Source organism: Dyadobacter sp. HNCC25DJ184 (genome assembly GCF_056895215.1).
On record NZ_JBXHAQ010000005.1, the window covers coordinates 167,702 to 181,007 of the forward strand.

Sequence of the window (13,306 nt, forward strand, 5' to 3'; positions counted from 1 at the left end):
AAAGCACCCAGTCAGCATTACGTATTTCTTAACGGATTAAATGATATTTGAGTATGGCCGAGAATCGACGTAGACCAAAACCAAAGGTTCCCAAACCCCCAAAGCCGAAGCGAAAGTACAGCCTTTTCAACTGGTTGAACCGCTTTTTTCCTTTGGACAAAATTTTTGGGGAAAAGGAGCCTGGGAAGGAAGAGCGGGTTCCTGTCAAATACTTTTACTATGTGGGTTGGGTCGTTACGCTGCTTGTGATATATGAATGGATTGGTTTTCAGTCGGAACAGTATGTGCGGAATAGTATCAAATTGAAAAAAGAGGTCGGTGACCTTCGTGCTGAATATACTTCGATCCATGCAGACTATATGAAGAGCGGGCTTCAGTCGGTGGTAATAGAAAAAGCGAAAGTGAGCGGACTGGAAGAAAATTTGACTCCTCCCAAAAAAATAATTATCAAAAAGGACGATTAGCGATTCTTCGATGAAAGGAGATACAGATAGTGGATTAAATAATAAAAAAGCACTGATCAACAGAGCCTGGCATTTTGGTGCCCTGCTCTTCGTTTTGGCCATTGCGATTTTTGCCAAATTGATCCGTGTGCAATATTATGACACTTTTAAAGGGAAAACCTGGGAAGAATATTCAGTCAAAAATGACCTGAAACTGGATACCATTCCGGCAATGAGGGGGAATATTTATGCAAATGATAACAAGCTGCTGGCGACTTCTTTGCCCTACTATTTTGTAGGATTGGATACCAAGGTTGCCGACTCTGCCTATTTTTTCAGCAATGTCGAATTGCTCGCCAATCTGCTCGCCAAACATTTTGGAGAAAATACGGTGGAAGGATATCGCAACAAGATCATGCGGTATCGCAACAGTAAAAATAAACGATATCTCCGCCTGAAAGGCAAGGTTGTCAGCCATTTGGAAAGAGAGCAGATTAAGGAATGGCCGTTTTTTACTAAAGAGAAAAAAGGCGGAGGTGGGAAATTTGAAACGATATATAAGCGGTACAAGCCCTTCAGTCCAATGGCCGACCGGACGATCGGTGGCACAGATCCTAAAACGGGACGAGGATATATCGGTATCGAGGCAAGTTTTGAAAAGCAGTTGGAAGGCAAGTCGGGTATTGGCTGGATAGAAATGGTGGAGGGCGGACTTAAAATTCCCGTGGGAAATGCCCTGAATGTACAGCCAGAGCCTGGATTGGATATCTATACCACACTTGATATGGATTTTCAGGATATGGCTGAAATCGCGCTCCGTCGGAAATTGACGGAAATGGATGCGGATTTCGGCTCTGTTGTCGTAATGGAAATTGCAACTGGAGAAATTCGTGTGATGGCCAATTTGACCAAACGCCCTGACGGCAAATACGAGGAGATATTCAATTACGCGCTTGCCGGAAGCAATGACCCGGGCTCCACTTTCAAGCTCGTTACGATGATGGCGTTGCTGGAGGAGACCAAGATGAATCCCGATCAGGTGACGGTCAATACAGGGTCTGGCGCATATAGATTTAGAAGTAATATCATTCGTGATGCGCACCGCGGCGGGTTTGGAACGATAACGGCGTCAGAAGTTTTGGAAAAGTCTTCAAACATCGGGATCGTTATGCTGATGCAACGATATTTTGCCAACAAACCTGATAAGTATCTTTCATATCTCCGGAAATTTCACGTGACGGACCCGACCGGAATTCATATGAAAGGCGAGAAATATCCTTTAATGCGTGATCGCACTTCGAAATTGTGGAGCAACTATTCGATGTACTATATGGCGCACGGATATGAATCACAAATGACTCCTTTGCAGACGCTGGCGTTTTATAATGCCGTTGCCAATGACGGCTATTGGGTTCGGCCGATGATCGTGAAAGAGATCAGAAACGGGGATCAGGTGGTTGATAAAATCCCGCCATATGTGGAAGAGAAGCCGATTTGCTCGCCGGAAACGGTTCGGAAGCTGAAGAAAATGTTGGAAGGTGTGGTTAATAAGGGACTCGCCAAGAATATTAAATCGGAGCTATATGCCATTGCCGGGAAAACCGGAACCGCCCGGAAGCTGATTAACGGGCAATATGCCGAAGGGAAAAACTACACGTCATTCGCAGGATATTTTCCGGCCGACAAACCTAAGTATAGCTGTATTGTGATCGTGGATAATCCGAAAAGTACGGGAGCAGATTATACCCGATATGCAGGAAGCGTCGCTGCCCCAGTGTTTAAGGAGATGGCTGACAGGATATATGCATATGATATTGCGATTCAGAAACCAGTGAAAGATTCGGTTCGGAAAGAAACGGAGGGTATACGGTTTGCCGGACGCACCAGTGACCTGAAAGTGATCGGTGAAGAGCTCAACCTTGCAGAAGTCCCGGAGGGAAATGAATATGTCGCCGGGTCCCTGAGGCCGAATAGTAAGGCAACCTGGAAATCAAAAAGCGTAGGCAATCGCGACGTTCCGGATTTGTTAGGATTCACAATGCGGGACGCTCTTTTTATTCTGGAAAACAAAGGTTTCAGAGTCACTTTTAAGGGTTCCGGAAAAGTGGTGGAGCAATCACTTCCGCCGGGCACCAATAAGTCCGGAATCAAAAGCATATTCTTAACATTACAGTAATTCGCAATTCAAATGACAAATCAGCCCCAGGCTTTAAGCCAGCTGCTCAGCGGAATTTCAGATCTTACGATCACCGGACCTTCCGAAACTGAGATCAAAAGTATTATTCTCGATTCAAGAAAAGTAATGCCAGGAAGCTTGTTCGTAGCCGTTCGGGGTACTCAAACTGATGGTCATCAATATATTCCAATTGCAATTGAACTCGGTGCTTCGGCCATCCTTTGCGAGGAACTTCCTTCGGATATAAAAGAAAGTATTTCTTACATCGTAGCGCCTGACTCAGCGGAAGCTATGGGTCATATCGCGGCTGCTTTTCATGGCCATCCTTCTAAAAAACTTACCCTGATCGGAATAACGGGAACCAATGGGAAGACTTCGGTAGCTACATTTTTATTCCAGCTTTTTCGTGCGTTGGGATATCGTTCGGGGCTGGTTTCCACTGTCCAGAATCAGATAGAGGATGAGGTGATTCCGTCAACTCATACTACTCCCGATGCCATTGCGCTCAATGCTTTGCTTGCCCAAATGGTGGCAAAAGGTTGTTCTAATGCTTTTATGGAAGTAAGTTCTCATTCCGTAGCCCAGCATCGGATTACCGGGTTGAAATTTTCCGGGGGAATATTCACGAATATTACCCACGATCATCTTGATTTTCACAAGACATTTGACAACTATATCAAGGCAAAAAAGGGCTTTTTCGATCAACTTCCAAAATCGGCATTCGCGCTTGTGAATATAGACGATCGTCGAGGTGCGGTTATGGTACAAAATACCAAGGCCAAGATCGAAACTTATTCACTTCAAACTCTGGCGAGTTTTAATGGGAAGGTGATATCTGACACCCTGGCGGGGATGCATATGGATATCAACAATAAAGAAGTCTGGTTTAGAGTAATCGGGCGTTTTAATGCCTACAACTTATTGTCTGTATATGGTGCTGCGGTGTTGATGGGTGAGGATCCTGAAGCTGTTTTGACTGAGCTCTCTAACCTTAAAAGCCCTCCGGGTAGATTTGAACAGTTCCACTCCCCAAACAATATCGTGGGAATTGTGGATTATGCACATACACCCGATGCGCTGGAAAACGTATTGGAAACGATTACGCACCTCCGGCATGGTAATGAAAAAGTAATTACGGTTGTCGGTTGTGGCGGAAACAGAGACGCCGAAAAACGGCCTAAAATGGCAGCAATAGCTTGTCAGTATAGCAATCGCGTCATTCTGACTTCCGATAATCCCCGTTATGAAGATCCGATGGATATTCTAGAGCAAATGCAAAAAGGAGTACCACCGTTGGATTACAAAAAAACAATTACAATTCCAGACCGGAAGGAAGCCATACTAAAAGCGTGTGCTGAGGCTAATCCCGAGGATATAATTCTGATCGCGGGAAAAGGCCACGAAAATTATCAGGAAATAAAAGGCGTTAAGCACCATTTTGACGACAAAGAGATATTGATGGAGATCTTTGCGGGTCTTTAAAGGCTGTCACATAAAATAGGGGCTCCTGTTCTTCTTGAATCGGAGCCCCTATTTTATGTGACAGAGATATCAATTATTCTGTCAAAGCTGATTTCCAGCGAGTATATGCCTCTTTTGTAGCTTCCGAATCAGCATCCGGCTCGATGGTTTTCAAGGCAGTTAATCCAACAAAAGCTTCTTCACGGGATTTGTAATATCCCAGTCCGAAACCGGCAGCACGAGCAGCTCCCTGAGCCCCGTCCGTATTGTAAAGTTCTACTGTTGCCCCTGAAACGTTGGCAAAAGTTTGCCGGAAAATGGGGCTCAGGAACATATTCGCTTCCCCGGCGCGGATATTTTTAAGACCAACACCCACAGTTTCCATGATTTCCATTCCATAATATAGCGCAAAAACAATTCCTTCTTGAGCAGCACGCAAGAAGTGACTGGTATTGTGGCGACTGAACTGCAAACCTTTAAATGTCGCTCCCGGATCCTGGTTTTCCAACATACGCTCGGCTCCGTTTCCGAAAGGAAAACAAAGCAAGCCATCCGAACCAACCGGTGCTTGACCCGCCAGCTCATTCATTGCAGGATATGATATATCGCCTTGCAGCAGTGAATTTCTAAGCCAACCGTTCAAACTCCCTGTTCCGTTTACACATAAAAGCACTCCATATCGATCTGATGATGCAATAGGATTCACATGCAGGAATGTATTCACGCGCGATTTCGGATCAAACTTAATCTGATCACTAACACCATATACAACACCGGATGTCCCTGCGGTAGCTGCCACTTCTCCCGGCTCCAACACATTCAGTGAAAAAGCATTATTTGGCTGGTCACCAGCGCGGTAGGTGATAGGTGTTCCTGGTTTTAAACCTAATTCAGCAGCAGCGGACGAAGTCAGATTGCCTTGCACCGAGAAAGTAGGCAATACCTCTGGTAAAAGTTCTTCTGAAAATCCGAAATGATCAAGCAAGAACTTCGCAGGTTTTCCGTTCACGAAATCCCAGAATATACCTTCGGACAAACCGGACGGCGTGGTAACAATTTCGTCTGTCATCCGCGCAGCCAGATAGTCCCCCGGCAACATAAACTTGTGAACTTTGGCATACACCTCAGGTTCATTTTGCTTCACCCAGGCCAGCTTAGATGCTGTAAAATTGCCCGGAGAATTTAATAAATGTGGAAGCACATATTCTTGACCAAGCGTTTCCATGGCCTTATTGCCAATTTCAACAGCACGGCTGTCACACCAGATAATGGAAGGCCGGAGCACATTCATGTCCTTATCCACGACCACCAGTCCGTGCATTTGGTAAGATATCCCAATGGCGCCTACTTCTTCGGCCGGTATACCCGAATTGGTCATTACTGTTTTGGCAGCTTTGCAGGCGTTCTCCCACCAAAGCTCAGGTTGCTGCTCAGCAAATCCGGATTTGGGCGAAGCGATCGCCATTTCCTTTTCCGGAAAGAATGCAGAAGCTACCGACTGGCCGGTTTCTGCATGAAGTAAACACGCTTTTACTGATGAACTGCCTAAATCAAAGCCGAGGAAATACATATTTAATGAGTTGTTAGCGATTAATTTTTAGTCTTTGGAGCTATAATCAACTGGCTATCAAAATATCAGAGCAATATGATTGACGTTAGAACCAGAGAAGAATACCTCATTATTTTTGGAAGGACACTGTCCAACAGGATACAAATTTGAACAAAATATCTGTTCTTTGCTTACTTTTAAGTGTTATAATTACACTTAATAATACCAAGTTGTATGAACGGTCATTACATTCCTTTGAACTTGTGTAAATTTGAAAAATCTTTTGTCAGGTAATGTATATTTTGGAATCAATTTGGAGTCTAATTTGTGTTACTAGCAATTGGGTCAAGATGTTCGAAGGCATTTCAACCAATCGTCTCAGGAATTTGCGAAATTATACTGTTTGTTAAAAGGGTGCTATGAAAAGAAATTTACTGCTTGTCGGAGCTGGTCTGTTGGTTTTTGCTTGTGTCGGTTTTCGAGGTGAAAAAAACGCGTGGGATAAAACTTTTTCCCGAATTGATAATGAGGTAAGAAAGCACAGCAAGGCCTACGAAACGCTGGAAAGTGCGACAAAACAAATCGGGCATCGGCTAACTGGTAGTGCTAATGGGCAAAAAGCAGAGGACTATGCTTATAATTTATTAAAAGGATATGGCTTTACGGACGTGGCTTTCCAACCGTTCGAGGTAGAATCCTGGATGAGGGACACGGTGACGTTGAGCGTGGCACCTTCAAGTAGCGATAATTTTAGAGATATTCAGGTTGTGTCCCTTGCTCACTCCCCGGTGGACGCAAATTTGCAAGGCCAGATCGTGGATGTTGGCAATGGATTGGAGGAAGATTTTGAATTGGCAAAAGCAAAAGTAAAGGGCAAAATTGTGCTTGCCAATATCGGTTTAGTGGACGCGAAGGGTAAGAAAAATCTTCACCGTTCGGAAAAAACAGCGCTGGCCATCAAATATGGTGCGAATGGAATCATCATGGTAAATGGAGCGCCGGGAAAAATTCTTTTGACAGGAACAGCGTCGGTAACAGGTGCAATCATCTCAATTCCAGCAGTTTGTATCTCCAATGACAGCGGCAGCGAACTGCGTAAATGGTTGAAGGAAGAAGGACCTTTGGAGGCACAGATAAGCATGCATAATACTTCCAGAAGCATTAAGGCGCGCAACGTCATCGCGACTATTAAAGGAAAATCAGACGAAAAAGTAATTATAGGAGGCCATTTGGATTCGTGGGATCTGGCGACTGGAGCAATTGATAATGGTATTGGTTCTTTTGCCGTGATGGATATAGCAAGGACATTTAAGAAATTAAAAGTCAGACCGGAAAGAACGATTCAGTTTGTCCTTTTTATGGGCGAGGAACAAGGGCTTTTGGGCTCGAAGTTTTTCGTAAGCGAGTTGAAAAGAACAGGTGATATCAACAAGGTGGCGTATATGATGAACCTCGATATGACCAATGATCCACAGGGTGTGAATATGTTTGGAAGAGAAGAAATGGACCCGTTTTTTAAAGAAGTAGGTCTTTCAGTTCAAAAAGCTTTTCCGGCATATAAAAATCAATCGGCAAATCGCGCGGGCTTACACAGTGATCATCAGCCGTTTATGTTGGAAGGTATACCTATCGCCGGCTTGTCTGGCCATCTCGATCCAAACGTGCTACAATGCTACCACGCCGATTGCGACGACTTTTCATTGGTTGACAAACCGCAGTTAGAGAATACAGTTAGAGTGGGAGCCATGTATTTATATGCTTTGGCCAACGCCGGGAATATTGCCGTTAGAAAGTTGAATGACACAAAAACCCGAGATTTTCTTATTTCACAAGGCCTTAAACCTGAGCTCGTTATAGGTCAGGAATGGCGATGGACAGAATGATCAAGGACAGATATTGATATTAACAAGAACGGCTGTCTCACAAAAATGAGGCGGTCGTTCTTGTTAATTGGAGCGAAAAGTTTCACCTGAGCCGTCACTCACTCATTCTCTCATTCAAAATTCAACCATTAATACGGCATGATCGTTTTCCCGAACGCTAAGATTAACATAGGCCTCAATATTGTTGAAAAGAGGGCGGACGGATTTCATAACATCGAATCCTGTTTCTATCCCGTTGGCTGGAGCGATGCACTTGAATTGATGCCAGCCAAACATTTCTCTTTTCAATCATCGGGTATACCGGTTCCAGGAGATACGGCTCATAATCTGTGCATTAAAGCATATGATATGATTGCGGAAGATTATCAGATCGGCGCCGTTGATATGCATTTGTTAAAAGGTATTCCCATTGGCGCAGGCTTGGGCGGCGGATCTGCTGATGGTGCATTTGCCATCAAAGCGATCAATCAATTATTTAATCTGGATATTTCTTTTGAAAAACAACTGGCATATGCACGTAGATTAGGCAGTGACTGTGCTTTCTTTATCAAGAACGAACCAGTATATTGTTTTTCCAAAGGCGATCATTTTGAGCAAGTTACCTTAGATTTGTCCGGCAGATGGATTGTGCTGGTTAATCCGCAGTTACATATTTCGACAGCAGAAGCATACGGAGGAGTTGTTCCGACCAAAAGTGAAAATGATTTGCGGGAGTTAGTAATCCGACCTGTTCAAGAGTGGAAGGAATATATAAAAAATGATTTTGAGTCGAGTTTGTTTCTAAAATATCCGGTTTTGCCGACTCTAAAACATGAATTGTATGCACAGGGAGCAGTATATGCCTCAATGACAGGGTCAGGTTCGACAGTTTACGGAATATTTGAAAAAGAGACGGACTTGTCAGCGATGTTTGGGGAATATTCTATGTGGCAGGGTTTTTTAGCATAAATTTTACTTCCCGGTATGTTAAAAGTGCCTTTCAACACGTTATATTCACTTAAAACTTTTGCAAACTGTAAAAATTTGATAAACAAGCGGATTTATAGAAGGATTGACTAAAACAAACCCTCTGTTACTAAATCTAATTGATGCATTGTATTTAGAAACAAGCCTCTAGCGTAATCCGGGTAGTTGGGAAAAAGGATACCTTCCAGGGATTTTATCTGGAATAAGAATGCCTGAGCGACTAGAATATTATGAAGGAAAGGTATGAACTGTAGGATTAATATGAAGGATCGTTTGATTTATGAAATTTTTGAATCTGAGATAGTGGTTTTTGTTGTTTCTGCTCTTGGACATTACGGCGATAAATAATCTCAAAAATATTGGAATAATGGGCCCCAAACACACAACCAAATCGCAGGAAAATATTTTCACGAAACGCCGTGAACCGTTTGGTTTTATGCTTTGGCTGGGTGTCGGGGGCAGTTGTCTTTTGTTTTTGGGTATCTTCTCAATATATCTTTTTCGTTCCGAACACCTGATAGGAAATTATGCACTTCTTCCTGATGTGTTTTGGTTGAGTACTTTGGTGATTCTCTTTAGCAGCATTACGCTCCATGAATGCAATCTTGCATTTGCTCAGGAGCGGTTTTTCCATTATAGATTATTTTTAGGAACCACATTTTCGCTAGGCCTGATTTTTATCATGCTTCAAACCAGTGGTTGGCTGGAGTTAATGGAAAGCTGGGCTTATACTAAATCGAATACTTCAACAGGTCTGGTTTACTTGCTTACAGGTCTTCATCTGCTCCATATTCTGGGGGGTATTATTTATCTGGGCATTATTTTCCGTAGAGCGGTGAAAAACCGGAGCTACATCGACTCGTTTGTATATAGTGTCAACGCGCCTAACCGATTGAGATTGAAGCTGGTAACCCGGTACTGGCATTTTGTGGATGTCCTTTGGCTGGTTATATTTCTGTTTCTTGTGATTCTATATCACTGATTTCCAATTGTTTTGTTCAAGCTTCTTCGTGCAAGAAAAGTGCTGATCAGCGTTAACACCGCTGCCAGAAGCATAGGTGAGCCCGGGAAGTAAAAGTCGGAGCCGGGTATTGTGCTGGCAGCGAAAAGGTTGGTCATCAAGGGAGGGCCAATAATTGCTGTAAGACTTTGTAAGCTCGTGAGTGCTCCCTGCAATTCTCCTTGTTCGTTTGCTGCGACCTGGGTTGAAATGATACCTTGAATTGACGGTCCTGCGATACTTCCCAGGATATAAGGTATCATAAAAATGTACATCATCCATCCTTTCGTTGCAAAAGCATATAATCCGAAACCGATGGCATATAACAGCAATCCAATATACACCCCTCGCCGTTGGCCCAATTTTGGTAATATCAGGCGAATCAGATATCCCTGAATGATGGCACTCAGAAGCCCGACGGCACCGAGTGAGTACCCGATTTGCGCTTCATTCCAGCCAAATTTTTCAATGACGTAAAATGACCAATTGCTTTGAACGGCATGGACAGCAATATAGACCAGACCAAGCGATGCGACCAAACCATATATAACAGGATACCTTTGCAGACTCCGTAAAGACCCGATTGGGTTGGCCCTTTTCCAGTCAAATTTTCGCCTGTTTTCTGTGGCGAGAGATTCAGGTAAAATAAAGTAGCCATATAACCAGTTGAGCAAGGAAAGCGCCGCTGCGGCCATAAACGGAACCCGCGAACCATATTGTCCGAGTAATCCGCCGATAACAGGGCCGATGATAAACCCTAAACCAAATGCAGCTCCCAGTAAACCGAAATTTTGAGCCCTCTTTTCAGGCGTAGAAATATCTGCGATGTAAGCAGCACCTGTGGTGAAACTAGCACCCATAAATCCTGCAATAATTCTGCCCACATATATCCAGCCGAGTGTGGGTGCGAAGGCCAGAAAGATATAGTCAATTCCGAATCCGAATAATGATGCGAGCAAAACAGGACGGCGTCCGAATTGATCACTGAGTCCGCCGACTACGGGTGCGAATATGAATTGGGTAAAAGCATATGCAAAAAGAAGCCATCCGCCATCTCGCGAGGCCTGACTGATGCTGTCACCGGTTAATTCGCTGATGAGTTTTGGCATGACGGGAATAATAATTCCAAGGCCAATAACGTCGATTAACAGCGTGATAAAAATAAAACCGAGCGCGGGTGTCTTTTTCAAGTTTATCCTGTTTCTGATGGTTTGTAAAAATACGTTTTAATTGCTTCCGTCAATCCATGTCTTTGGCCTTGAAACCTATTTTGTATCTTTGGCTATATTCATTCCTGTCGTTAATGCCACCCATTCCTCCTATCCGGGCCGATTTTTTTTCGTTTGCAATTCTTCTCGGAGCATTGCAGGGGATTCTTTTAGGCTTCTTTTTCCTGAGACATTATAAAAAAAATCAACCCAATCAGGTTTTTCTGGGTCTACTTATGCTAAGCATGTCGGTGCTTATGATCGACGTATGGCTCGGATATACCAACTATATGTTTTACACCCTGTGGCTGGTTGACTCCACAGAGCCGCTCAACTTCGTAATGGCTCCGCTGACCTATTTATTTGTGAGAACTGGTCTGTCCTATCCCTTTGAACGTAAAGATTGGCTCCATTTTCTACCGTTTGCAATCTATCTGATCTACATGTGCCTGCTGATATATCCTCAGGGTATGGCATTTGAATACAATTCTAATATTGGGGCTTTCCATCCTGAAATGGCTCGCCTGCCGAGCGACACTTACGGCGATAAGTGGATGTTTTTTCTGAAAGAGCACCTGCATATCATCATGTTGCTGAGTATGGCTGGATATAGCATTGCACTCTACATCTTGCTCAGGAAAAAATTTGCAGAAGCTTCGCTGCCTTTTACATCCAATCAAAACTCCAAACTGGCTTGGTACCGAAAATCTTTTTTCGAGCTCATTTTTTTAATCGTTGCCTTACTGATCGTACGGCTCACCTTTGCACATGATTTGGGCGATCATATTATAGTTTCGTTCTTAGCGATCGTAATATATCTGACGAGTTACAGGGTTGTAAAAGACACCCTTGAACATAATAAACAAGCTGCAATTGAGCCAAGGGAAAGCAGAAAGTATGAGAAATCTTCATTGACCAAGGAAATTCAGGATCATACTTTGGAGAGGTTTAATAGGATCATGATGGGAGAAAAACCGTATCTGGACAGTTCCTTCAGCCTTCCCGGACTGGCAAAACAACTTGGAGTGAGCACACATCATTTGTCGCAGATTCTTAATGAAGAAATCGGTGGAGGATTTTTTGATATCACCGCGTCTTACCGGATTGCAGAAGCTCAGAAGTTATTGCTTTCAGAACAAAACAATCATCTCAAGATCGAAGAAATTGCTGAGAAAGTGGGTTATAATTCTAAATCGGCATTCAATACAGCTTTCCGGAAAATTACGGGGCAAACCCCTTCAGAATATCGAAAAACCAATCTGATATAATTTAAAGGCATGTTCTGTCCGATCAGATAGAACGTTTACCTTATAAAAACGTACGTAGAGAGGCATATAGCCCGGCTACTTTTGCGACATACTAAAACGCATATGTCGTGAAAAACTACAACGAATTAACTCAACGCCGTTATGACCTGGACTGGCTTCGTGTCCTGGCATTTTGCCTCCTTATCTTCTTCCATGTCGGGATGTTTTTCAATACCTGGGGCTGGCATATCAAAAACAACGCAGTAAATCATGCCATTGAATATCCCATGCGGTTTCTCCATCAATGGCGCATGGCACTTCTCTTTATGATTTCAGGAGCAGGGGTTTATTTTTCGCTGGGTGGCCGATCGGGAGGTAAATTTTTAGGCGAAAGATTTATAAGAATTTTTATTCCGTTATTAGTTGGGATGTTTATCATAGTTCCTCCCCAAATTTATCTGGAACGCCTTACGCAAGGTCAAACCTTTTCTTACTTGCAATTCTATCGCTCCGTTTTTGAGTTTGTGCCATATCCGAAGGGCAGTTTCAGTTGGCACCACTTATGGTATCTCGCCTATATTTTCACTTACTCCGTACTAGCTTTGCCTCTTTTACTTTTTATCAAGAACAGCCCAAAACTAACAAACTGGCTGGCAGATATTTTCGCGAGTCCGATCGTTTTGATCGCTGTACCTGTTATGTGGCATGTTTTAGGGAATGCATGGCTCGAAGAACGTTTTCCTGACACCAACAATCTGACGCGCGACTGGAACAACCACTTCCATTCATTTTCCCTTTTTATCACCGGTTTTATTCTTTGTACGCAACCCCGGTTTTGGGAAACACTCAAAAAATGGAGAAAGCTGAATTTGGGAATTTGGATATGCATTTCCATCGTTCTGTATGCTTTTTATTGGGGGCACGATAGGGATTTTCCGGAGTGGTCGATTCAAATTTATAGGGTTATTAAGGTCATGAACGCTTGGTGTATTTTGCTAAGCATATTTGGATATGCCTATGTCTATCTACAGTATTCAAATCCGTTTTTGAAATATGCCAATGAGGCAGTCTACCCGTTCTATATTTTACATCAAACAGTGATCATAATTCTTGCATATCCGATTATCAACGCAAACTGGCCGGTGTGGCTCAAGTTTTGCTATTTGTGTATCGCTACTTTTTTGATATGTCTTGGGCTGTATGAGGTGGTAATCAGGCGTAACAATATGCTCAGGTTTGCATTTGGATTAAAACCTTTGCAAAAAAAGAAAGACAAAACAGAGGAGTTGCAAACCTCTCAGATTTGAATTTATACAACGGAATCACCACGTATTGACAAACCCTGTCAAAAGTTGATATTCAGTCATATACAG

General features: G+C 43.2%; 10 protein-coding genes. 8 read left to right on the top strand and 2 right to left on the bottom strand.

Annotated features, from left to right (window positions below; translation table 11 throughout):
- The first annotated feature begins 53 nt into the window (after nucleotides 1–53).
- The 3 genes from AC1XUD_RS09575 to AC1XUD_RS09585 are packed head-to-tail and all read left to right on the top strand — an operon-like array spanning nucleotide 54 to nucleotide 4,101.
- The gene (locus AC1XUD_RS09575; RefSeq protein ID WP_483360760.1) at nucleotides 54–464 is read left to right on the top strand and encodes an FtsL-like putative cell division protein; all 411 of its coding nucleotides are present in this window, start codon (nucleotides 54–56) and stop codon (nucleotides 462–464) included.
- Nucleotides 465–474: 10 nt separating this feature from the next.
- Nucleotides 475–2,619 carry a penicillin-binding transpeptidase domain-containing protein gene (locus tag AC1XUD_RS09580; RefSeq protein WP_483360761.1) on the top strand — a complete coding sequence of 715 codons (2,145 nt, stop codon included), beginning with the start codon at nucleotides 475–477 and terminating at the stop codon, nucleotides 2,617–2,619.
- Nucleotides 2,620–2,631: 12 nt separating this feature from the next.
- Entirely contained in the window at nucleotides 2,632–4,101 is a 1,470-nt protein-coding gene (locus AC1XUD_RS09585; RefSeq protein ID WP_483360762.1) for a UDP-N-acetylmuramoyl-L-alanyl-D-glutamate--2,6-diaminopimelate ligase, read from the top strand.
- A gap of 73 nt (nucleotides 4,102–4,174) precedes the next feature.
- On the opposite strand, the gene AC1XUD_RS09590 is transcribed toward AC1XUD_RS09585, so the two are convergent.
- Nucleotides 4,175–5,650: a xylulokinase gene (locus AC1XUD_RS09590; protein WP_483360763.1), complete on the bottom strand. Its 1,476-nt coding sequence runs from the start codon at nucleotides 5,648–5,650 to the stop codon at nucleotides 4,175–4,177.
- Between the two features lie 398 nt (nucleotides 5,651–6,048).
- Here AC1XUD_RS09590 and AC1XUD_RS09595 point away from each other — a divergent pair, with 398 nt between their 5' ends.
- The 3 genes from AC1XUD_RS09595 (at nucleotide 6,049) to AC1XUD_RS09605 (ending at nucleotide 9,460) form a co-directional block, all read left to right on the top strand.
- Nucleotides 6,049–7,512, top strand: coding sequence for a M28 family peptidase (locus AC1XUD_RS09595; protein WP_483360764.1), 1,464 nt, complete (start codon nucleotides 6,049–6,051; stop codon nucleotides 7,510–7,512).
- Nucleotides 7,513–7,650: 138 nt separating this feature from the next.
- On the top strand, nucleotides 7,651–8,460 hold the full coding sequence (locus AC1XUD_RS09600; RefSeq protein ID WP_483360765.1) for a 4-(cytidine 5'-diphospho)-2-C-methyl-D-erythritol kinase: 810 nt from the start codon (nucleotides 7,651–7,653) through the stop codon (nucleotides 8,458–8,460).
- A gap of 385 nt (nucleotides 8,461–8,845) precedes the next feature.
- On the top strand, nucleotides 8,846–9,460 hold the full coding sequence (locus AC1XUD_RS09605; RefSeq protein WP_483360766.1) for a cytochrome c oxidase subunit 3: 615 nt from the start codon (nucleotides 8,846–8,848) through the stop codon (nucleotides 9,458–9,460).
- Here the strand turns inward: AC1XUD_RS09605 and AC1XUD_RS09610 are convergent.
- On the bottom strand, nucleotides 9,454–10,674 hold the full coding sequence (locus tag AC1XUD_RS09610) for a TCR/Tet family MFS transporter (protein WP_483360962.1): 1,221 nt from the start codon (nucleotides 10,672–10,674) through the stop codon (nucleotides 9,454–9,456). The two genes, AC1XUD_RS09605 and AC1XUD_RS09610, sit on opposite strands and share 7 nt — an antisense overlap.
- A gap of 107 nt (nucleotides 10,675–10,781) precedes the next feature.
- Here AC1XUD_RS09610 and AC1XUD_RS09615 point away from each other — a divergent pair, with 107 nt between their 5' ends.
- Both AC1XUD_RS09615 and AC1XUD_RS09620 read left to right on the top strand, forming a co-directional pair.
- Nucleotides 10,782–11,954 carry a helix-turn-helix domain-containing protein gene (locus tag AC1XUD_RS09615; RefSeq protein WP_483360767.1) on the top strand — a complete coding sequence of 391 codons (1,173 nt, stop codon included), beginning with the start codon at nucleotides 10,782–10,784 and terminating at the stop codon, nucleotides 11,952–11,954.
- A 107-nt stretch (nucleotides 11,955–12,061) separates the two neighbouring features.
- Nucleotides 12,062–13,240 carry an acyltransferase family protein gene (locus AC1XUD_RS09620; RefSeq protein ID WP_483360768.1) on the top strand — a complete coding sequence of 393 codons (1,179 nt, stop codon included), beginning with the start codon at nucleotides 12,062–12,064 and terminating at the stop codon, nucleotides 13,238–13,240.
- Nucleotides 13,241–13,306: the final 66 nt, after the last annotated feature.